This is a genomic window from Salibacterium sp. K-3 (assembly GCF_054052005.1).
In genome coordinates this window covers 713,165-733,543 of the sequence record NZ_JBSVZE010000001.1, presented here as the reverse complement: position 1 = coordinate 733,543, position 20,379 = coordinate 713,165, and the positions used below count along the sequence as shown (strand labels likewise).

The following is a 20,379-nucleotide window of genomic DNA, read 5'->3' as shown; positions in this document are numbered from 1 at the left end:
CTTTTCAGCCTGTACGGAACGAAAACGTAGTGACGGCTTTGTATGTCTCTCCCGCTTCCACCAGACAGGTCGGGCGGCCGAGTTCGCGGAACGCTTCCGGCAGCCGTTCGGTTTCCAGGCATACGCCCGCATACGGCTCGCCCCGTCCATGTTCCAGCTCAAGGGAGTCTTTGATTTTATTGCCGGTGTACACAACCGCCCCCGGTTCCGTTGTCTCCACCTTCATTGTCCGTCCGCTTTCTTCTTCCGTAAGATAAATGACCGGCTCTGCGTTTTCTTCAAACACGAAAAAATGGTCAAAACCGCCTTCTGCCTTATCAAGCTGTGGATGATCCACGCGGAACACGTCGGAAAAATTCGTTTCCCTGCGGACATCAAACGGTGTCCCTTCCACCGGGACGAGCGTGCCGGTAGGGATCAGTTTATCATCAAGTTCAAAAACACATTCCACCGGAACCTGGATCGTATGCGAGTCCAGGCTTCGTTTCTGATCCCCGCTTAAATTAAAATACGCATGGTTGGTCAGACTCATCCAGGTCGTCTTATCCGGTACGGCTTCGTATTCTATGGAGAGACGTCCTTCCTGATCGAGCGTATACGTCACTGTTACTTCCACCGTGCCGGGATAGCCTTCCTCCCCGTCTTCACTCAAAAGGGAAAAGGAAACCGCACTGTCTCCCTCTTTCTCTTCCATCTGATACTCCCAGAAACGGTGGCTGAATCCTATGAATCCACCGTGCAGGTGATGATCCCCCTCATTCAGGGATAAATGATGGATGTAGTCATTTAATTCCAGACGTCCGTAAGGGATTCTGCCTGCCACGCGTCCGGCGACCGCGCCGAGATAGACTTCATCTTCCTTGTAATCCGCCGGATCGTTGTAAGCAAGTACAACATTCTCCAGCCGTCCTTCTTTATCCGGTACATAGAGTCCACGGAGACGGCAGCCGAAGTTCAGTATTTCCGCCCGCATCCCCTGTTCATTCTCAAGGGTGATCTGGACAAGCGGGCTGCCGTCCCAGTGATCGATTGTTTTTTCTTTTATCATCGTCAGCGTTCCTCCTGCCTTTTCGTTTCATTGATTGTCTGCAGCAGCGCACGAAGACCGCGCCTCCCGTCGCTGGTCCGCTTAAACACCCCGGCATGCTCAAGCACCTGCAGAAATTTGCGCCCGGTTTCTTTCTGCACCACAGCTTCTGCCTCTGTGTCATCCTTCACCGGGGCATACGCGGCTTTCAGCTCCTGCGCCCAGGGCAGATGTTTCTCTGCAACGGTTTCCTTTCTGCCGAGCAGATACTGTTCCACTTCCTTCAGTTCCTCTGCCAGACGTTTCGGGAGTACAGCCAGGCCCATCACTTCAATCAGGCCGATGTTTTCTTTCTTGATATGATGCACTTCTTCATGGGGGTGAAAAATTCCCATGGGATGCTCGTCGTCTGTGCGGTTGCTGCGGAGGACAAGATCCATTTCAAACTGCTTCCCCCTCCGGCGGGCAATCGGTGTGATCGTGTGATGAGGGGTCTCTCCGGAATGGGAGAAAATCTGCCGGCCCGGGTCATTATAGGTTTTCCATACGTTCAGAATGTGGGCGGAGGCGCTTATGAGAAACGACGGTTCGTCCGCCCGGAGCCGCAGCACCGTCATCGGCCACTCCACAATGGAGGCTTTCACCTCCGGAAATGCATCGAGGGAAAAGGAAAAATCGTCCGGCGCTTTCGCCAGCGCAAACTCATAACGGCCGCCCTGATAGTGATCATGGGCCAGAATGGAACCGCCGACAATCGGGAGATCCGCATTCGAGCCCATGAAATAGTGGGGATACTTCTCCACAAACGCCAGAATGCGCTGAAACGCATGCCGATTTATGTTCATGTCGCGGTGCTCTTCGGATAAAAGAATACAGTGTTCCGGGTAATAGACGTAAGGGGAATACTGCAGATACCAGCGTTCGCCCTCGAGCGGCACCCGGATGAGCCGGTGGTTGGAACGGGCGGGATGCCCGATCCTGCCACCGTATCCTTCGTTTTCCATGCAGAGCACACAACGTGGATAAGAGGCGTCTTTTTTCAGCTTTTTCTCCTTTTCAATCTCTTTCGGATCTTTTTCCGGCTTGGAAAGATTAATGGTGATATCCATCGTACCGTATCCGGAATCCACCTGGTAATGAATATTTTCCGCCGTGCGCTTCGTCTGGATATAATTCGAGCAGCGGCTTACCATATAAAAATAATCAGTGGCAGCTGCCGGATCTTTTTCGTATTTTTCATAGAAGCGGTGGTTCACGACAGATGGATGGGGCATAAAGACGTTCATCAGAGATGCCTGCAGCTGCTCCTTTTCTTCTGTCATCGTACCGATGACACCGAGCGTCACCGCTGCATCACTGATTTTTTCGAGAATATCCGGAATGTCTTCCTGCACCCATGCTGAAGGGTCCGGACCGAAATCATCGATGCCGAGCCGGAAGAGCAGCTGGTTGCGGCAGTAGACCCGGTCTTCAGAAGCAATCAAACCGGCGTTTCCGGCCTGCTGTACGAGAGATTCGACCCATGCACATACTTTTTCGACAGTCATCATGAATGTCCTCCATACCCGTGTGGATTTTTCCGGTGCCAGTTCCATGCATCCCGGATGACACTTTCCACTTTCGTCCGTACCGGATTCCAGCCGAGAACGTCCTGCGCTTTTTCCGACGATGCAATCAGCCGGGAAGGGTCCCCCGCTCTCCGCTCGCCGTGCTGTACCGGAATACTGCTTCCGGTGACTTTTTCCGCCGCGTCTATCATTTCTTTTACGGAGAATCCTTCACTGCTTCCGAGGTTGAATACATCGCTCTCCCCGCCTTTTTTCAGATAATCGAGAGCCAGCAGATGCGCACTGATTAAATCTTCCACATGAACGTAATCACGAATGCACGTCCCGTCTCTTGTCGGATAATCATGGCCGAATATCGTAACGGTATCCCGCTGTCCGAGCGCGGTCTGCAGAATAATCGGCACAAGATGGGTTTCGGGGCGGTGGTCTTCCCCGACCCTTCCGCTCTGCCGCGCGCCGGCCACATTAAAATAGCGGAGGGATACATAGCGGATGCCGTGAGCGGCGCCGGCCCATTTGATCATGTTCTCCATGCCGCGTTTCGTTTCGCCGTACGGATTCCGGGGATGCAGCGGTGCGTCTTCTGTGACCGGGACATCTTCCGGTTCTCCGTATACAGCAGCCGTGGAAGAAAACACGATATCACGGACGCCGAATTCCGCCATCATTTCCAGAAGAACCTGGGTGCCGAACATATTGTTGTCATAATAGGCAAGCGGCTGTTCGACGGATTCACTGACAATGGAATGAGCGGCGAACATGAGCACCTGTTTTATTTTTTTGCGGCGGAACACACTCCGCATGAATTCCCTGTCACGGATATCTCCTTCATAAAATACCGCCCCTTTTGGCAGGGATTCTTTGTGACCGGTCTGCAGATTATCCACCACCACCGGCTGCTTTCCCTGGTCGAGCAGCTGATGAACAGCATGGGATCCTATATACCCGGCTCCTCCGGCAACAAGTATACTCACTCTATCACAACCTCTCCCTGTAATGGTTTCGCCCCGTCCCCCGCTTTTGCTTCGTAAATGGACGGCGCGTATCCAATGACACATTCATATTGTTCTGCAACATTCATGCGGAACGATTCCACTTTTTCAGCTTCCACGAGTGCGATGGCACAGCCGCCGAAACCAGCTCCTGTCATCCGGGCACCGATGACACCTTCCTGTTCCCAGGCTGCTTTCGCGAGTGTGTCGAGCTCGACACCGGTCACTTCATAATCATCCCTCAGCGACACGTGCGATGCATTCATCAGCGCACCGAAACCGTGGAGATCTCCGTCTTTCAGTTTTCGCAGTGCCTGTTTCGTCCTGTGATTTTCATAGACAGCATGGGCGGCACGGCGTGCTTTTACCGGATCCGTCAAATAGTTTTTCCATTCTTCAAACTCTCCAGGCTCCAGTTCACCAAGGGTTTCGATGTCGGCATACTCCTTCAGCTCCTCCAATGCTGCTTCACATTCCCTCCGCCGTTTATTGTATTCTGACGACGCGAGCGTACGTTCTTTATTCGTATTCATGATCATCAGGCTGTAATGCTCAAGATGCAGCGGCGCATATTCATGGAGAAGCGTACGGCAGTCGAGCAGAATACCATGATCCCTCCTGCCCATGCCGATGGCAAACTGGTCCATAATACCACTGTTCACCCCGATGAATTCATTTTCCACTTTCTGTCCGATCTTCACCAGTTCCACCCGGTCGATGGCCAGGTCAAACAGATGCTCCATCATCACTCCGGTTACCAGTTCGATGGAAGCCGATGATGACAAACCCGCTCCGCTCGGAATATTCCCGTAATACAGCACATCTACGCCCGCTTCTATCTTGTAACCGGTATCAATCAGCTCCAGGATCATGCCTTTCGGGTAATTCGCCCAGCCGTCTTCCTCCCTGTATTCCAGGCTGTCCAGATTCATCTCTATGACGCCTGTTTCCGGCATGTTTTCCGAATAGAGGCGTATCGTTCTGTCTTTGCGCCGGCAGGCCAGGGCATAAGTCCCTTTTGTAATGGCACACGGAAATACATATCCGCCGTTATAGTCCGTATGCTCTCCGATCAAGTTAATACGGCCCGGCGCAAAAAACATCCGGCAATCCCTTTCTCCGAAATGTTTCGTGAACGTTTTTTTCAAATCACTGACCTGCATCCCTTCCCGTCCTCTCCTATCATTCTTTCTTTTATCATAAAGCCGGCATCGGTAAAATTTCAAGTAAAATTTTTATTAATTTTACTAAAATGACCTTCCTTCCATAAAAAAACAATCCCTGTTCTACCCAGAGATTGTCCCTTTCAGCTTTACAGATGAAGAAGCAGCACCCCAATAATTATGAGTACAATGCACGATATCTTTCGCAAACGCGGTTGTTTCACGAAAAAAGGCGATACCGATAAGAGTGGCGGCAGCGATTGTCACCCCGGACCAAACCGCATAGGATGTGGTTATCTCCAGCATTTCCTTTTTCTACGTATTAATAACAATCGATACTTTATAGTTCGCATAGCCCTGTAATTGTTCCAGAAATTGATCCAGAGTTCCAGTGGCCGGAAACCGGCATTCCAGAAGATAGCAGCCGTCACCGCTGATTCTATAATTGTTCAGGACATAAGGTTCCTGCGTTTTGATGAACGAAAGATAAGGCTGGTGAGAGGTTGGGATGATGATATGAATAAACGCATGGACACCATATCCCAGTTTGTCCTCATTCAGATGGACTGTATATCCTTCAATGACACCTTCATCTTCTAATTTCACCACTCTGTCCGAGGCAGCCTGACCGGTCAGATGGACTTTCTTCCCCAGTTCTTTCATGGTGATGCGGCTGTTCCGGGAAAGCTCTTTCAGTATGTGCCTGTCCGTATCATCCAGCATGGCTGCCTCTCCTTTCATTTTTCAAGTAAAACCCATGTATAACTTGATATCATCCCTGTATCTGCCACTGTACTATCGCGTACACTGAATGTAGATTCTGTGTAAGGAGTGTTCCACAATAAATATACAACTTATCCGCAACGCCACCCTCATCATTGAATATGCAGGGAAAACGTTTCTTGTCGATCCATTTTTATCCGAAAAAGGAGCCCAGCCTGCTTTCCAGAACGCCCCTCGTGAAAATGAAAACAATCCTTTAGTTGAACTCCCCGTGTCGGTGGAAAACATCATCGATGTCGACGCTGTCTTCGTCACCCATCTTCACCCGGACCACTGGGATCAGGCAGCCATCGATGCACTGCCAAAAGACATCCCGTTGTTCTCCCAAAGCGAAGAAGACGCAGAAAGCATACGACATGAAGGGTTCACTCAGGTTCACGTTCCTCAGAAGGATTCTTCGTTCGAAGACATTCAGCTCGCAAAAACCGAAGGGGAACATGGACGGGGGGATATCGTGAAAAACCATCCGGACGAACAAACATTGTATGTCGCCGGATATACCGTCTGGAATGACTACGTCAAAGAAGAGATCACCATGCATCAGCCGGACATCATTGTTGTCAACGGCGGCGACAATCAGTTTAACGAAGGCGGATCTCTTGTCATGGGCAAAGAGGACATCTATGAAGTGCACAAAGCTGCTCCTGATGCCTACATTATTTCTGTCCACATGGAGGCTGTCAACCACTGGACATTATCCCGGAAAGGTTCTTAATATCAAACATGTAGATCTGTTACAAGTATTCACTACTTTTTTACTTATATGGTAGCGCATATTTTGTGAAAGTATATCAAGAAGAATGCTAATTCGATTCTTAAGCAGGTATTAATCGACTGTAATGACAACTTTTCCACGGCCATGTCCGTTCTCAATCTCCCTATGTGCATCTGCGGCTTGATGTAAGGGAAACTCCTCCCTGATGTGGATTTGCAATTTTCCTTGGGCATAAAGATCGACGAGTTCTGCAATCCGTGCAGTGGACCGTGCCCCGAATGAGGAAAGGATACCAAGCTCTTGGGCAAGATCAGAAGACACCATCGTCCGGATGCGCTTCTTATCCTTGACAAGCTTAATAGATGCCCTTAAGGCATCCGGTCCTGCTGCATCTAAAGCACAGTCCACACCTTCAGGGGCAATCTCGCGGAGTCTATCCACAAGACCCTCTCCGTAAATAACCGGGATCACGCCAAGTGAGCGGAGATAATCATGATTGCTTTTGCTTGCGGTACCAATAACAGTGCTTGCTCCTCTTACCCGAGCCAATTGAGTCGCGAAAGTGCCCAACCCGCCGGCAGCGGCGTGGATCAAAACCGTATCGTCGTCTCTTACACCAATTGCTTCCAAAGCCATGTGTGCCCCTTGGCCATTTCCCGAAAGGCTACCCGCAACTTCCCATGGCATGTTCGATGGCTTATTCACAATCTGATCGGGACTGACCACCAAGTATTCGGCGTAGGATTTCAGTACGGTAAAGCCAAGCACCTGGTCGCCAACGGAAAAGTTATGAACATCTTCACCAACTTGATCAATGATGCCCGCAAATTCGTTTCCGGGTATGATCGGAAAACGCATTGACATGCCAGGTGGCGTCCAGCCTTTGCGTATCCTGCGGTCAAAAGGCAGAACACCCGCAGCTTTGATACGGACCCTTACCTCACCTGGACCTGCCTGAGGATCTTCAAACTCCATTATACGAAAAACATCCGGCGTGCCATACGACGAAAATGCTGCTGCTCTCATGAAACATCTCTCCTTCCGTTTAACTATGGCTCGTTTAACCAATTGATCTCGAACTAAGCATAATGAAATATCTCCTGTAATTCCTTGATTACAAAGTTTTTCTTGCTTCTTTCAAAGCGCTGCCCCACCATAAAATATCTTCTAACACTCTGCCTAACTGATTGACATCATTTTTATCACCTATAAAGTATCCGTCTTCGAATTTATATCCAAAATTCGATATGTGCAAAGCCTCGCGCAATGGCACAATAGTGAGTTCAATTAATACAAGCCGTAATTGTTCGATACCGCGAGCTCCACCTGCGCCGCCATACGTAATGAAGCTTGCCGGGTTATGACTCCATTCCCCATAGAGGTAGTAGCATTTTTCAGGACAGGTGTATACCCGTGATTGTACTCTGGGCTTGTAAATAGCCATCGCCTTAAGCTATTTTATTTGCCCACTGTTGTTGCAAAGAGTCTTTGTAATTTCCCATAATCGGTGGCTTCGAAAAATCTAACATTGGTAAGTTCCAGTCTTTAAGGTCTATAAGCTCCACAGAAAAGTCATTTATCAACCACTCGAGCTACGCGAAAACTAAAGCTTTCTCCCGACACACTTTTGGCTCCACAGCTTTTAATAACGCCTTCGATCTCAGTCTTTGCGATTTCACTATATGGGGAGTGGGAACTTTCCTTCCAGGCATCTTTCGAAAGCCATTGAGCGTAGTTTACGACTTTCCTCCCGTCGTGACTCGCATGGAAGCTCGCTGAAATGAATCCAGTGCAATTCTTAATGTGCTTATCAACTTGATCCGCGAGCCCATCAATCAATTCTTGCTGTTGTTGTGGATCGACTTTAAATACAGCCATCACTGTGAAAAGCTGATTTTCATTTATATTGGGCATTTTCACTTCTCCTTTCAATAATTTATAACAATTAACGACGTTGATAGCATTGTCTTGCATACCGTTATTTTAAAATTGATTTTTAATAAATACTAATATATATTTTTTTATATAATTCATTCTTTCAGATATATCAATAATAGGGTGATACATATGGAATTATTGCAATTACATTATTTTAGAACAGTTGCTAGGTTAGGACATATGTCAAAAGCTGCAGAAGAACTCCGTGTCGCTCAGCCGGCTCTTAGTAAAACTATCGCTCGGTTGGAAGAGGATTTAGGGGTACCATTATTCGATCGAAAGGGAAGGGAAATACAACTGAATACCTTCGGAAAAGCATTTCTAGAAAAGACGGAAACAGCGTTAAAGACACTGGAAGAAGGGCGAAAAGAAGTCAACGATCTTGCGGGAATGCAAAACGGCAGCATTTATTTGGCAACTTCTAACCTGAACCGCCTTTCGGAGCCTTTAGAAGCTTTTCTTTCTTCCCACCCGGATATTAATTTTCGTCTCAATCAGGCATCTATGGAGGAAATGGCTCAATTGATTGATTTGGGAGAGATTGATTTTGGTTTTACTGCCATGCCTATCGAGCGGACGGGAATTCGTGAATTACCTGTCCTAAACGTTGAAGTCTTTCTTGCTGTACCAGCAGGACATCGATTGGCGAAACAGCATAGTATTAGTCTGAGTGAGGTAGCCAATGAACCTTTCATTGGCTATAAACAAGATAACCTATTTCAGAAAATGAATAACGATTTTTGTCGAAAGGTAGGATTTATCCCAAATGTCATCTGTGAGGTTGACGAAGGAAGCGCTATAGAAAGTCTTGTACAATCTGGGGTTGGCGTTGCTTTTGTAGGAGTGTGTAAGGGGGGTGAAGAATCATCGATTGTTCGGCTTCATATTGACCAACCCGCCTGTCAACGTACTTTTCGATTGGCATGGCATGAAAAGCGTTACCTATCTAAGGCAGCACAAAAGTTTCGGGATTTTGTTGTTCATTATTTTGCCGAAATGCAGGAGTGATTATACTTTTTAACATTTGTTGTGACACGGTGAAACAAAGGGACAGTTCTCGTGTTTCATTTTTAGATAATTATAGGAGATTGAAAAAGCAATCTCTATTAAAAGTAGGAAAGAAACGGTAGAACCGTCCTCGTGGTTCATTATAACTTCATAATCATTTGAATAATAAATAATATAAATGTTTCAGTAAAGAGTATTTGTTATTTGTGGTAAATATAGTTGTTAGTAACAGAATAATTTAGAGCCAATTAAATCACTTCTTAAAAGGGGAATGTAATTTGAATAAAGCACTAAAAACTGATTACCGGTTCGTAATAAGCTACATACGCAGGCTGACAAGATGGCTCTGATATAAATTTTGTTTAAATGGGTTCCTTTCTGCGGCATCCTTTAATTTATGAGCCTTATCCAAAAACCATGAGTAGGAACGTTTAGCCCCTATTTGGTACATCTCATCAGCCAAGTCTTCCTGTTTTTGTTTTTGACATCATAAGATGTCGAATATAGGTGGCAATATTGCGGACGGGATCGAGTCCCACGCGCCCAAACGTCCTACTTTAAGCTCTCGGCAACACAAAAGGTTGCCTTAATATATTTAAAACGGTTAAACCGCTTTAAAAGCGTTTAAAAAATGTTTTCCCTTAGTTCCAAATTAATTGCTTCTGGTCTTTATAGAGAAAAAAGATTGACAGACAAATGCAAGAAAATCAGCAGACGGAAGTCCAACCAAACCCCAAGAATCCCGAAAAAGTTCGGTAATAATAACACCAAAGGGATTAAAAATAACACTTGTCGTGCCATTGACAGGATAAGAGCCTTGCGAGCAAAACCAAGGGCCTGATAAATTCCGCTGCTAATGATTTGAATCCCCATTAAGAAGCTTACTGCAAATATGATTCTGATAGTCCATGACCCTTTCTCTAGGGTCGTTTCATCCAACTGAAGATATGGATAATAGTGCTTGGAAATATAATTATGACAGCAAAAATAATCAATGAAATGATGGTTGCCACTTTTAATCCAAGCATGATTGTATCTTTTAACCGTTGAGAATGCTTTGCCCCATAGCTATATCGGGCAGTAATATTGAAGAACAGTTTAAAGTTTTCATGGGAAAATTTTAGCGAGGGAGGAAAGCATTAAAAATCTTCGTGCAGGAAAAAGGCATAGATTCCCATGTTTACGTACCTGACGATGAAGAGGCTTATTCGTTTTAATAGAAAGAAAGTAGTGCTGACAGAGATGTGGCACTGGATGTCCTCATAAGAGCTTTTAGTATCTACAAACGATGTTCCAGGTGACACTGGGACTCTATCACAGGCGCACAGTGGTTCCAGACCATCCGATCGAAACTACTATCGCCCGGTTTTAAGATAAAGTCCATATAATTGTGTAAAAAGAGATGGGACATTTCATTTCGTCTACAATGTTTTTAACACCACTAAAAACTTGTAAAGGAGAAATGGAACATGTCCCACTTACAGCTTAACCTAAATCTGGACGACCTAAAAGAGAAGGTAATGAGTTCCGATTTGGAATCCGTGATCAAGGCCTCTATCGTTCTGATCTTGAATGAGTATATGGAAAAAGAGCGGGATCAGCATTTAAACGTGTCGCCCTACGAACGGTCGGATCATCGACAGGATTTCCGGAACGGCTACTATGAACGAGAGCTGGTGACCCATATCGGATCGCTGCAGCTCCTACGGTTTTTGAGAAATATCAGCGGTGTGACCAGGCTTTCACGTTGACCATGCTGGAGATGGTGGTTCAAGGCGTGTCCACACGGAAAGTGAACAACGTCGTACGTCAGATGCGCGGCGAAACCGTATCCAAGTCGTTTGTTTCCACCCTGACGGAGAAATTGGATCCTGTCGTGCGACAATGGGCGGACCGTCCATTGAACACAGCATATTATCCTTATATTTTCGTTGATGCCATGTATATCAAGGTACGGGAACACCGCAAGGTGGTATCCAAAGCGGTCTATATCGCTACCGCTATCAATGAGGAGCACAAACGCGAAATACTGGGGATGAAAGTCAATCACGAGGAAAGTTATGAAGCCTGGGAAGCGTTCTTTCAGGAGCTGAAAGGACAGGGCCTGCAGACCCCACGCCTTATCATCTCTGATGCCCATCCCGGATTGAAAAAAGCGGTCCAGAAAGCATTCATTGGAACCTCCTGGCAGCGCTGTACCGTTCATTTTAAAAAGAATCTTATTCAGGACTTGCCGAAGAAAAATATAGGGGAAGGGAAAAACGAACTCAAGCACATCTTCGATGTCGACACACCGGAGAAAGCAAGGCAGCTGAAAGAAGCCTTTGTGAAGCAGTATGACGATCATCCTAACCTTCAAACCGTGATTAATAAGCTGGAAGACGGCTTTGACGACGCCCTTCAGTATATGAACGAGCCGCTGAAATACCATGTCTATATTCGAAGCACCAATTCGCTGGAACGGTTGAACCAGGAACTCCGCCGCCGGGAACGGGTCATCCGTATTTTTCCCAACAGCCAATCGGCATTTCGTTTATTGGGCGCTGTTTTGATAGATTACAAGGGCATCTATCATAAAAAACGGCGGCTGATTGATAAACTGTGATCTCCATAACTCAGCCCTGTATCAAAAGATACAGCCTACAGCCCCTTCTCTATGATAAGAGCATTCAGCCCTGAGGGCAGGAGCGGAAGGCGGCGACTCCAGCGGGAAGAGCAGCAGCCGAAGATCACTTCATACGGGCGGCCGCCCGTATGAAGAAGCTGAGGCGCTGCCCGCGGAAAGCGTCCGCCTGCAGCGCATGCCCACCATCGCAGCGTAAAACGTTTTGGCTGTTTCTGATACAGCTTTTTAACTAAGCGTTAAAAACGGTAGATTGTATTTTACACAAGATTATGGACTTGACTGGTTTTAATGATATAGTGTCCACAAGACGACGTCCTGTGGACACTATGCCTTCCTTTCGGGTTGCTGATAAACGCGGGCTATGACGTGTGCTGGGTGAGAAGGGTTTTGGCCATGGCAACGGAATATTCGGTCGCTCTTTCTGCCCCGATCAATGTCGTCATCGACGTTGTTCCCTCGAGGAGCAGTGTGAGTTGATTGGCTAAGTCCCGTTCGTTGGTTTTCCCTTTTTTTTCCGCAAGCTGCTGAAAATATTGAAGCAGTTTGAATTTATGGCCCCTCGCAATACTTTCTATCTCATTATCCGTCCCTGCGTAATCTTCGATCGCCCGCAGGAACATGCATCCTTTGTAGGATTGTTCTTTTAAGAAAAGACCATGAGCTTGCACAGCTCGAATAAAAGGGGACTCCGAATTCATTTCTATATAAGAATCCAAATACGACCAGTAGCGTTCTTCACGCTGTTTAAGCACTTCTTCAATCAAATTGTCTTTGGATGAAAAATGATTATACAATGTCATCGTTGCGACATCCGCTTCACTGATAATCTGCTTTAAACCGACACCGCGGAATCCATGTTCATAAAATAGTCGTTCCGCTGTTTCCAGTAATTTGTCTTTTTTAGCAGACCGGCTCATTATTTGCGCCTCTCCTTTATTAGATAGAACAGTCTATTTACTAAAGATTATCAACTTACCGCTCTTTAGTCAAACGTTCTCTTTCTATAGTATGCGTTAATTTTCCGATGCTGCTGAACCCTCTATTTGGGACACCACGAATATACTTCCGTGCCACCGTTTCTCCGGCTTACAGTACCCGCGCTTTAGTATGGGGCTTGGTTTGGAATTCATATTAAAAGAATGGCCTAATGATTGTTCACGTTATTGAAGTAATCTGGAGAACAAGTTTTACCTATTGTTGCTATTCTGCAACCATTTTGTGCTATTATATTCTCACACTCCAGATCCTGATTTCTGATTGCTGGACCGCCTCTATAATATTCCTCTAACGTTGTATAATACATGGAAAAAAATACCATTTATGTTCATAAAAAGACAGAACCTCTAAATCTGCTCATGCGATGTATGCGCCAACAAACATGTACACACAGAGGGGTTCTGTCATATGTCTTCTCTAGCACAGTCATCATCTATCGACAATTTCTTAGACCAAATAAATGTATCTCTTCATGTACCAAAACCGGCATACCGGCATCTTTCGCATCTCCTGCAGGGTATGATTCAAGAGAAGTATGACCGTACTACGGAACAGTAGTTTCTGGCAACGCCATCTCACATCCGTAACGCGGTTTCTCTGTTCTTCACAAGTAAAAAAAAATAAAGGTCTCCACATTAAAATGTGCTTGTTGGTTCCTCTAACGCATGTATACTTAAGAATCCTATGCAGATTGACGACATTCCGTGCGAATCCGAACACAGGTTGTTCGTTCCTTCCAGTGTAACGCGTTCTCAAGTTTTTCTGAAGAGCGTTAAAAGATAGTCGGTACCAGTCCACCATCCATACGGATTGGGGACCCTTTAAATGCCGATGCATAAGGGCTGCAGACAAATGTAGTCAGCCTCCCTATTTCTGTAGGTCTGATAAACCTTTGTATCTCAGACTGAGGTAGGTTTGCAGTCATAAATTCCTTCTCTTTCCCTGAAAAAGTCATATCTTTATTATCGTACATCCCTTCAATGATTTGATGCACATTTTCAGAGAGCGTTGGTCCTGGCATGATCGTATTGACCGTAACATCTTTTCCTGCTGTTAATTTGGATAAGCTTTTTGACAATGATAAAAGCATGGATTTTGTCATACAATACTGAGGCATTTGTCCTGAAGGCATAACTGCTTCTTCACTAGCAATGAAGATAATCCGGCCAAACTCATTGTTCAACATTTCAGGTAGATAAAATTTAGATAAACCATTTGCAGCAAGAACATTGGTACGGAAGTATTTTTCCCATACTTCATCGTCAACGTCCTCATATTGCATGATTTCATAGATACCCATATTGTTAACTAAAATATCAATATTGGGATACTTTTCAAATAAATTCTCTCGTTGTTCAACATCCACAATATCGGCTGCAGCATTTTGAGGGGAGGTTGTAGGAAAATCTGATTTAATTTCATTTACAACTCCCTCTACCTCTTCATAAATTCGGCCATTAATAAGGACATTAACACCTTCTTTTGCAAGCTCAATAGCAATTGCTTTACCTATACCTTTTGTTGAGCCTGTAACTAAAGCTGTTTTGTTGGTTAGTCCCATGTCCATAATACATTTCCCCTTTTCGTTTATAGTTAAAAACAAGGTCAGTTTATCGAGTTTACATCTAAATGTTCAGTACGCCAATTTGAGGGCGTATCTCCCTCCCAAAGCCGAAAGGCACGATAGAACGAGTTTTGATCCTCATAACCAATCAGGAAGGCCACTTCGCGAATATCGAGCGAAGGATCTGCCAAGTACTCCCGTGCCAGTTCTTGTCGGACTTGAGTTAACAGATGTTTGAAGCTCGTCCCTTCATCATGAAGACGGCGCTGCAAGGTACGATTGCTCATTCCTAACTCGGCTGCGACAGTCTGGATGTTGAAACGTCCTCCTGGCAGGCTGCGTTTCATGATCCATTTGACCATCCCGATAATTGAATTGCCAGGTTGCTGCTCTTCTATCGTTTGGTCCAAAACGGGAGTCAAGATTTCAAGCAATTCCGCGTTATACGAGACAAAAGGGCGGTGAAGGTCACTTCTATGGAGCGTCAATTTGTTACTATTTCCACCGATTTGGACATGGCACCCGAAGTAAGCTTCAAGCGACTGAGTGTCGCCCATTAAATGCGAAAATTCAACGGACTTCGCTGTCAATGGCTGATCAGCTCCCCGGCGTCCTAACTCTAAAAGAAACGCAAGCGTAATGCCTACTAACATAGACGGACCCGGCTGCTCCGTATACAACCATCCCAGTTCGATAGTACATTCATCGCCTCTCTCTGTGATAAGTAAGCTTTCAGGGGGACACATCCGTTTATACCGAGCCATGCGTGTTAGTGCGTCGCGATAGTCACGAGCGTGATAAGCCGCTAAAACAGTTGGTGGAAAATGAACTGTTTCGAAGCCGGTCGTTAGCTTGATGATTCCTTTAGCTGTGTCACCTATGATATCGGAAAACGCCTGCCAAATTGAGAAATATTGGGAGGCGGTGACAATTGGTTCATTAATGATAGTGAGTGGAAGTCCCGCTTTTCGGGCCACTTCATAAGGGGCAATCCCTAGTTGACGTAATCCCGTCCAAAATCCTGCCGGGAATTTAATACGAGCATAAGATGTCATTTATAAACCCCCTTAGCCATCTTTAGCGTGACCTTTGTCTCCCCTGTTGGCAGGATAGTTATCATATTACCAATCCAATGTTGTTTTGTAACTAGCAAAAGGCGACATACAGCTAACTGTTTACGTCATATTAATGCTGTTGATGTGATTGACACTTAAAGAAGGGTATTATCGGCTTGTGTTCATCGATCGTTATCAAGTAAAATAAAATAAACGTTCTATCTAAATTCGTTATCTTAAAATATAGCATGGCGTATTTATTTTTCCATAAAATATAAAGGTCGTTCTATATAAAAAAAGGGGATGGAACAACATGCGCTTTTCAACTTTGGTGCCGCCGGGCATTACGATGATTGCCGTTGCGTACGGATTGGCCCGGTTCAGCTATGGTTTACTGCTGCCGAATATCAGCACGGATCTGGAAATGAACCCTTCTACATCAGGCATCATTTCTTCGCTTTTTTATTTTTCTTACTGCTTTGCCATCGTATTTGCCACCGTTTATACAACAGAGAGAGGACCGCGCGGCATGGTCCTTGCCACCGGTGCTTCTGCTTTCCTCGGGCTGCTTATTATGGCCTTCAGTCCCAACGTATGGCTTCTGGGTACCGGGGTGCTGCTTGCCGGCGCAAGTACAGGGTTTGTTTCCCCGCCATACGGCGCAGCCATTTCGCTCTGGCTCCAGGAAAAACTGCAGGGGAAAGCCAATACCTGGATTAATTCTGGGACCAGTCTCGGCCTTGCTTTTTCCGGCACAGGAGCCGTTGTCCTTGCATCGGAGTGGCGGTTAACCTATTTGATTTATGCCGCCATCGCACTGGCTGCGCTTGTATGGAACGCAAAAGCTGTACCACCGCTCGGAGAAAATCCTTCCGTTCAGTTTGAAAAAGGGACATTCTCGTTCCGGGGCGTAGAAGGGGCAGTTCCCTTAATTATCTGCTCCATCGTCCTCGGAATATCCACCTCAGCTTTCTGGACGTTTTCCGTTGATTTCATAGCCTCTACGAATATGTATTCCAGTGAAGCACAGTCGAGCTTCTGGATCATTATCGGTGCTTTTGGGATACTGGGAGGGTTCTCCGGTTCTCTGATTGAAAAACTGGGACTGCCGTTTGCCTACAAATGGGCAAGTTTTGTGATCGGCACAGCGTCATTGCTGCTTGCTTTGTTTCCATCACAGTGGCCGCTCGCGTATCTTTCCGCCGCTTTATTCGGCGCTTCGTACATCTTTATAACCGGCGTGCTGATGGTCTGGGGAATCCGGGTGTTTATTTCCAACGCATCACTCGGAATCGGGACGCCGTTTCTGCTGCTTGCGGTCGGGCAGGTAGCAGGTTCATCCGCGGCAGGAGTACTGATCGGCTCTTTCAATTTCTCGTGGACATTCGGCATATATGGAGGTATCGGTATTCTGGCCATGATTCTCGGCCCTAAAGAAATCAAGAAATAACCCTGTACCGTCAGGCAGTATACTGGAAGCTTCTGTTCTCCTCTATTACAATGAGCATATCTTTCTGCATTGATTTTCAGGAAAAGGAGAACCCGCGATGAAACTTAGTATTCTAGAACAGTCCCCCATCCGTTCAGGCTCGGATGCCGCGGAGGCGCTGCGGGAGACGACGGAACTGGCCCAATATGCAGAAGCACTCGGCTTCACCCGTTTCTGGACAGCGGAGCACCACAGCACCACTGGTCTTGCCGGCAGTTCACCGGAAGTCCTGATCTCCCATATCGCCTCTGTTACCGATACGATCCGGATCGGTTCCGGTGGTGTGCTGCTGCCGCAGTACAGTCCCTATAAAGTAACGGAAAACTTCAAAGTCCTCGAAGCTTTGTTTCCCGGACGTGTTGATCTCGGTGTCGGACGCTCGCCGGGCGGAGGGCAGACCATCCGGCTGGCACTGACAGACGGCGTAAACAAAAGCATGAATGAATTTCCAAGGCAGCTGACTGATCTGCAGGGATTTATCGATGGTTCCCTTCCCAAGGACCATCCATACGCATCCATCAAAGCTTCCCCACTCACTGATACACTGCCGCAGACATGGGTGCTCGGTTTATCCAGCCGGGGCGCACGCCATGCCGCTGCAAACAGTACCGGCTTTGCGTACGGCCATTTCATCCAGCCGGAAAACGGGAAAGAAGCTGTGGAGACGTACCTGGAAACGTTCCAGCCGTCAGCCCGCCAGCCGGAACCAGCTGTGACGGCCTGTGTGTTTGTCGTCTGCGCCGATACCGAAACCGAAGCGGAAGAATTGGCACAAACCCAGGATCTGTGGCTCTTAAACGTGGAAAAAGGACGGAGCACAAAAATTCCGTCCCCGGCAGAAGCCGCCCGCACGATTCTCACAGCGGAAGAAAAAGACAAAATTCAGGAAAACCGGAAGCGCGCCGTTATCGGCACACCAATGCAGGTAAAAAAAGAACTCCGCCGCCTGGCAGAGCTCTATCACATCGATGAAATCATGGCCATCACCAATATCTACGATTCTGAAAAGAAAAAACATTCATTCCACCTTCTGGCCGACGCCTTTAGACGAGACGACTTCTGATCCGGCTGGAGATGGCATCGAGAATGGTAACCATCACAATGATACCCAGCAGAATAATACCGACCCGCTCCCAGTCGCGCACACTTAACGCAAAGATTAAAGGAGCTCCGATACCGCCCGCACCGATCACACCAAGAATCGTGGCGGCCCGTAAATTCACTTCAAACCGGTACAGCACAAACGAGAAAAAGTTCGGGAGCACCTGCGGGACGACGGCGAACATGAACGTTTTTACCGGATTGCCGCCTGTCGCGGTCAGCGCTTCTCTAGCGCTTAAATCAATCCCTTCCACACTCTCTGAAATAAGCTTACCGAGCATGCCGACGGCCCCGATGCCAAGCGCAAGCACACCGGCAAACGGTCCGGGGCCGACAGCTTTAATAAAGAGCAGAGCCAGCACAATATCCGGAAACACACGGATGAAACTGAGGACAGACTTACTCGTTCCCACCATGAATTTCGTTTTGGCAATATTACGCGCTGCCATGAAAGAAAAAGGGATACAGAGAAGCGCTGAAATGAATGTCCCCAAAAGAGCAATGGCGAGCGTCTCGAGTAGTGTCCTCAGCAGATCCTCCCCGGCCGGGTCATACACATACCCCCAATCCGGCGAAAAAATCCCCGCCATGATAGAGGAAAACACCTCTCCCGACGTTTCCTTGATTTGAATAACCGGTATACCGGAGAATGCCCATATGTAAATCAGCAGCACGACCGTAGCGATGAGAATTCTTTTGGTATTTCGTTTCCATAATCCTTGTGGTTTCATTGTAATTTCTCCCTTATCCGGGTACTGAGAAAATCAATCAGCAGAACGACAATCAGCGAATAGATAATAATGGTAGAGACCCTCGCATATTCAAAAAAACCAAGATTCTGTTCATAATAAAGGCCGATACCTCCTGCCCCTACCAGTCCCAGCACCGCTGCTGCACGGATATTGATTTCAAACGCATACAGAAAAAAGGACATGAACGATGACATCACCTGCGGCACAACACCAAACATTATCCACTTCAGTTTATTGGCACCAACAGCTGTCATCGCTTCCATCGGCCCCGCATCAATGGCTTCCACCGATTCAAAAAACAGCTTCGCAATAATTCCCAGGGAAAACAGCATCAGCGCAAAAACCCCGGGAACCGGACCAATGCCGAAAATGGCAACAAACAGCGCCGCAAGCAGAAGCTCCGGAAGCGTCCGGATCAAATTCAAAAGAAGACGGGACGGGACCGTGATCCAATTCGTGTGAAATATATTACTGGCAGCGAGCATGGAAAGTGGAAAAGCAATCAGCCCGCCGAATGTTGTTCCGAGTACAGCCATCTGAATGGTTTCCATCATCGGTGACGTAACTTCCGAAAAATAACTCCAATCCGGCGGAATGAGCTGCACGATCAGATTTCCCATCTCCGGAAGACCGGTTGTTAAATCTGTGATGGAAAAACCGATCTGCCACCCGCTTCCTATGACAAGCAGAAGTACAATAACAATAGTCAGTACTGGTTTTGTTTTAGATGGCGGTAAAGGTGCTGCCTTGGATAATGGAACCGGTTCTTCCTTCACTTACATCTCCCCCAGCATTTCATCATTTTCGACGGGCCGTCCATATATCTCAGAAAACACCGCATCGGTTGCCTTTTCAACCGGTCCGTCAAACACAACTTCACCGGCCCGCAGGCCGATAATTCTCGTGGCATACTGCCTGGCTACATCGATAAAGTGAAGATTGACCACCATGGTCATATTCAGTTCCTTATTAATACGAGCCAGGTCATCCATCACCTGCTTTGTCGTCATCGGGTCAAGAGACGCAACGGGTTCATCCGCGAGAATCAGTTTGGCTTCCTGAGCCAGGGCTCTTGCAATGGATACCCTCTGCTGCTGTCCACCGGATAACTCGTCCGCCCGGCTGTAGGCTTTCTCTTTCATATTCACCCGTTCCAGCGCCTGCATGGCAATGTTTTTATCCGCTCGCGGAAACAGACCGAGAATCATACGGAGCGTGGAATGATATCCCACCCTTCCGGACAGTACATTTCTCATCACCGAGGAACGGCGCACAAGGTTGAAATTCTGAAAGATCATTCCGATATTTCTACGCATCCGGTACAGGTTGCCGCCTCGTGCTTTTGTGATGGATTCTCCATCTATGAGAATCTCCCCTTTCGTCACTTCATGCAGGCGGTTGATGGAACGCAGAAAAGTCGACTTTCCCGCTCCGGACAAGCCGACAACAACCACAAATTCTCCATCTTCAATCCGCAGATCCACATCGTTTAACGCGCTTGTACCGTTTGGATAAACTTTTGAAACATTGTTAAACTCTATCAAACGTCTCCCCTGCTTTCTTCAGGTAGTAAAAGGAGGCCGACCGGCATGATTCCGGCAG

Annotated in this window: 19 protein-coding genes and 2 pseudogenes; 5 read left to right on the top strand and 16 right to left on the bottom strand. The window is 47.0% G+C overall.

Annotation, left to right across the window (positions count from 1 at the left end; translation table 11 throughout):
• Nucleotides 1-4: 4 nt before the first annotated feature.
• The 6 genes from ACW9JV_RS03410 to ACW9JV_RS03385 all read right to left on the bottom strand — a co-directional run bounded on the left by ACW9JV_RS03410 (nt 5) and on the right by ACW9JV_RS03385 (nt 5,473).
• Nucleotides 5-1,048, bottom strand: a complete 1,044-nt coding sequence (locus ACW9JV_RS03410) for an aldose epimerase family protein (RefSeq protein ID WP_457331362.1) — start codon at nt 1,046-1,048, stop codon at nt 5-7.
• Between the two features lie 2 nt (nt 1,049-1,050).
• Nucleotides 1,051-2,574 (bottom strand): UDP-glucose--hexose-1-phosphate uridylyltransferase, encoded by a 1,524-nt coding sequence (gene galT, locus ACW9JV_RS03405; RefSeq protein WP_457334553.1) that lies wholly within the window; start codon nt 2,572-2,574, stop codon nt 1,051-1,053.
• A complete protein-coding gene (galE, locus tag ACW9JV_RS03400; protein WP_457331360.1) occupies nt 2,574-3,569 on the bottom strand; it encodes a UDP-glucose 4-epimerase GalE in 996 nt (331 codons plus the stop codon). The genes galT and galE overlap by 1 nt, the downstream gene beginning before the upstream one ends.
• Nucleotides 3,566-4,750 carry a galactokinase gene (locus ACW9JV_RS03395; RefSeq protein ID WP_457331358.1) on the bottom strand — a complete coding sequence of 395 codons (1,185 nt, stop codon included), beginning with the start codon at nt 4,748-4,750 and terminating at the stop codon, nt 3,566-3,568. The genes galE and ACW9JV_RS03395 overlap by 4 nt, the downstream gene beginning before the upstream one ends.
• A 123-nt stretch (nt 4,751-4,873) precedes the next feature.
• Nucleotides 4,874-5,056 (bottom strand): SMR family transporter, encoded by a 183-nt coding sequence (locus ACW9JV_RS03390; protein WP_457331356.1) that lies wholly within the window; start codon nt 5,054-5,056, stop codon nt 4,874-4,876.
• 9 nt (nt 5,057-5,065) lie between these two features.
• The gene (locus tag ACW9JV_RS03385) at nt 5,066-5,473 is read right to left on the bottom strand and encodes an Lrp/AsnC family transcriptional regulator (RefSeq protein ID WP_457331354.1); all 408 of its coding nucleotides are present in this window, start codon (nt 5,471-5,473) and stop codon (nt 5,066-5,068) included.
• A 118-nt stretch (nt 5,474-5,591) separates the two neighbouring features.
• Here ACW9JV_RS03385 and ACW9JV_RS03380 point away from each other — a divergent pair.
• Nucleotides 5,592-6,239: pseudogene (locus tag ACW9JV_RS03380) on the top strand (MBL fold metallo-hydrolase); the annotation flags it as partial.
• Between the two features lie 120 nt (nt 6,240-6,359).
• Here ACW9JV_RS03380 and ACW9JV_RS03375 read toward each other — a convergent pair.
• The 3 genes from ACW9JV_RS03375 to ACW9JV_RS03365 all read right to left on the bottom strand — a co-directional run bounded on the left by ACW9JV_RS03375 (nt 6,360) and on the right by ACW9JV_RS03365 (nt 8,162).
• A complete protein-coding gene (locus ACW9JV_RS03375) occupies nt 6,360-7,274 on the bottom strand; it encodes an NADP-dependent oxidoreductase (protein WP_457331352.1) in 915 nt (304 codons plus the stop codon).
• Nucleotides 7,275-7,362: 88 nt separating this feature from the next.
• Entirely contained in the window at nt 7,363-7,692 is a 330-nt protein-coding gene (locus tag ACW9JV_RS03370; RefSeq protein ID WP_457331350.1) for an NADPH-dependent FMN reductase, read from the bottom strand.
• Nucleotides 7,693-7,820: 128 nt separating this feature from the next.
• Entirely contained in the window at nt 7,821-8,162 is a 342-nt protein-coding gene (locus ACW9JV_RS03365; protein ID WP_457331348.1) for an antibiotic biosynthesis monooxygenase family protein, read from the bottom strand.
• Between the two features lie 153 nt (nt 8,163-8,315).
• On the opposite strand from ACW9JV_RS03365, the gene ACW9JV_RS03360 reads away from it, so the two are divergent.
• Nucleotides 8,316-9,194 carry a LysR family transcriptional regulator gene (locus ACW9JV_RS03360; protein ID WP_457331346.1) on the top strand — a complete coding sequence of 293 codons (879 nt, stop codon included), beginning with the start codon at nt 8,316-8,318 and terminating at the stop codon, nt 9,192-9,194.
• Nucleotides 9,195-10,114: 920 nt separating this feature from the next.
• On the opposite strand, the gene ACW9JV_RS03355 is transcribed toward ACW9JV_RS03360, so the two are convergent.
• Nucleotides 10,115-10,279, bottom strand: a complete 165-nt coding sequence (locus ACW9JV_RS03355) for an MATE family efflux transporter (protein ID WP_457334551.1) — start codon at nt 10,277-10,279, stop codon at nt 10,115-10,117.
• 384 nt (nt 10,280-10,663) lie between these two features.
• Here ACW9JV_RS03355 and ACW9JV_RS03350 point away from each other — a divergent pair.
• Nucleotides 10,664-11,799 (top strand): annotated as a pseudogene (locus tag ACW9JV_RS03350) (IS256 family transposase).
• A 380-nt stretch (nt 11,800-12,179) separates the two neighbouring features.
• Here ACW9JV_RS03350 and ACW9JV_RS03345 read toward each other — a convergent pair.
• From ACW9JV_RS03345 to ACW9JV_RS03335, 3 genes are all read right to left on the bottom strand, one after another.
• Entirely contained in the window at nt 12,180-12,737 is a 558-nt protein-coding gene (locus tag ACW9JV_RS03345; RefSeq protein WP_457331344.1) for a TetR/AcrR family transcriptional regulator, read from the bottom strand.
• Between the two features lie 851 nt (nt 12,738-13,588).
• Entirely contained in the window at nt 13,589-14,383 is a 795-nt protein-coding gene (locus ACW9JV_RS03340) for an SDR family NAD(P)-dependent oxidoreductase (RefSeq protein ID WP_457331342.1), read from the bottom strand.
• Between the two features lie 38 nt (nt 14,384-14,421).
• Nucleotides 14,422-15,435: a helix-turn-helix domain-containing protein gene (locus tag ACW9JV_RS03335; RefSeq protein WP_457331340.1), complete on the bottom strand. Its 1,014-nt coding sequence runs from the start codon at nt 15,433-15,435 to the stop codon at nt 14,422-14,424.
• A 313-nt stretch (nt 15,436-15,748) separates the two neighbouring features.
• On the opposite strand from ACW9JV_RS03335, the gene ACW9JV_RS03330 reads away from it, so the two are divergent.
• Nucleotides 15,749-16,885 (top strand): MFS transporter, encoded by a 1,137-nt coding sequence (locus ACW9JV_RS03330; protein WP_457331338.1) that lies wholly within the window; start codon nt 15,749-15,751, stop codon nt 16,883-16,885.
• A 97-nt stretch (nt 16,886-16,982) separates the two neighbouring features.
• Nucleotides 16,983-17,987 (top strand): LLM class flavin-dependent oxidoreductase, encoded by a 1,005-nt coding sequence (locus tag ACW9JV_RS03325; protein ID WP_457331336.1) that lies wholly within the window; start codon nt 16,983-16,985, stop codon nt 17,985-17,987.
• On the opposite strand, the gene phnE (ACW9JV_RS03320) is transcribed toward ACW9JV_RS03325, so the two are convergent.
• From phnE (ACW9JV_RS03320) to phnC, 3 genes are read right to left on the bottom strand one after another with little or no spacing between them, the layout of a single operon-like run.
• Nucleotides 17,968-18,756 carry a phosphonate ABC transporter, permease protein PhnE gene (phnE, locus tag ACW9JV_RS03320; RefSeq protein WP_457331334.1) on the bottom strand — a complete coding sequence of 263 codons (789 nt, stop codon included), beginning with the start codon at nt 18,754-18,756 and terminating at the stop codon, nt 17,968-17,970. The two genes, ACW9JV_RS03325 and phnE (ACW9JV_RS03320), sit on opposite strands and share 20 nt — an antisense overlap.
• Nucleotides 18,753-19,553, bottom strand: a complete 801-nt coding sequence (phnE, locus tag ACW9JV_RS03315) for a phosphonate ABC transporter, permease protein PhnE (protein ID WP_457331332.1) — start codon at nt 19,551-19,553, stop codon at nt 18,753-18,755. The genes phnE (ACW9JV_RS03320) and phnE (ACW9JV_RS03315) overlap by 4 nt, the downstream gene beginning before the upstream one ends.
• A complete protein-coding gene (gene phnC / locus ACW9JV_RS03310; RefSeq protein ID WP_457331330.1) occupies nt 19,554-20,321 on the bottom strand; it encodes a phosphonate ABC transporter ATP-binding protein in 768 nt (255 codons plus the stop codon). It abuts the gene before it with no gap.
• Nucleotides 20,322-20,379 lie beyond the last annotated feature (58 nt).

What these genes read in the sequence shown, in the direction of transcription:
- ACW9JV_RS03410 (WP_457331362.1), bottom strand. Translation starts at nt 1,048, where the DNA reads ATGATAAAAGAAAAAACAATCGATCACTGGGACGGCAGCCCGCTTGTC.
- galT (WP_457334553.1), bottom strand. Translation starts at nt 2,574, where the DNA reads ATGACTGTCGAAAAAGTATGTGCATGGGTCGAATCTCTCGTACAGCAG.
- ACW9JV_RS03395 (WP_457331358.1), bottom strand. Translation starts at nt 4,750, where the DNA reads ATGCAGGTCAGTGATTTGAAAAAAACGTTCACGAAACATTTCGGAGAA.
- ACW9JV_RS03390 (WP_457331356.1), bottom strand. Translation starts at nt 5,056, where the DNA reads ATGCTGGAGATAACCACATCCTATGCGGTTTGGTCCGGGGTGACAATC.
- ACW9JV_RS03385 (WP_457331354.1), bottom strand. Translation starts at nt 5,473, where the DNA reads ATGCTGGATGATACGGACAGGCACATACTGAAAGAGCTTTCCCGGAAC.
- ACW9JV_RS03375 (WP_457331352.1), bottom strand. Translation starts at nt 7,274, where the DNA reads ATGAGAGCAGCAGCATTTTCGTCGTATGGCACGCCGGATGTTTTTCGT.
- ACW9JV_RS03370 (WP_457331350.1), bottom strand. Translation starts at nt 7,692, where the DNA reads ATGGCTATTTACAAGCCCAGAGTACAATCACGGGTATACACCTGTCCT.
- ACW9JV_RS03365 (WP_457331348.1), bottom strand. Translation starts at nt 8,162, where the DNA reads ATGCCCAATATAAATGAAAATCAGCTTTTCACAGTGATGGCTGTATTT.
- ACW9JV_RS03360 (WP_457331346.1), top strand. Translation starts at nt 8,316, where the DNA reads ATGGAATTATTGCAATTACATTATTTTAGAACAGTTGCTAGGTTAGGA.
- ACW9JV_RS03345 (WP_457331344.1), bottom strand. Translation starts at nt 12,737, where the DNA reads ATGAGCCGGTCTGCTAAAAAAGACAAATTACTGGAAACAGCGGAACGA.
- ACW9JV_RS03340 (WP_457331342.1), bottom strand. Translation starts at nt 14,383, where the DNA reads ATGGACATGGGACTAACCAACAAAACAGCTTTAGTTACAGGCTCAACA.
- ACW9JV_RS03335 (WP_457331340.1), bottom strand. Translation starts at nt 15,435, where the DNA reads ATGACATCTTATGCTCGTATTAAATTCCCGGCAGGATTTTGGACGGGA.
- ACW9JV_RS03330 (WP_457331338.1), top strand. Translation starts at nt 15,749, where the DNA reads ATGCGCTTTTCAACTTTGGTGCCGCCGGGCATTACGATGATTGCCGTT.
- ACW9JV_RS03325 (WP_457331336.1), top strand. Translation starts at nt 16,983, where the DNA reads ATGAAACTTAGTATTCTAGAACAGTCCCCCATCCGTTCAGGCTCGGAT.
- phnE (WP_457331334.1), bottom strand. Translation starts at nt 18,756, where the DNA reads ATGAAACCACAAGGATTATGGAAACGAAATACCAAAAGAATTCTCATC.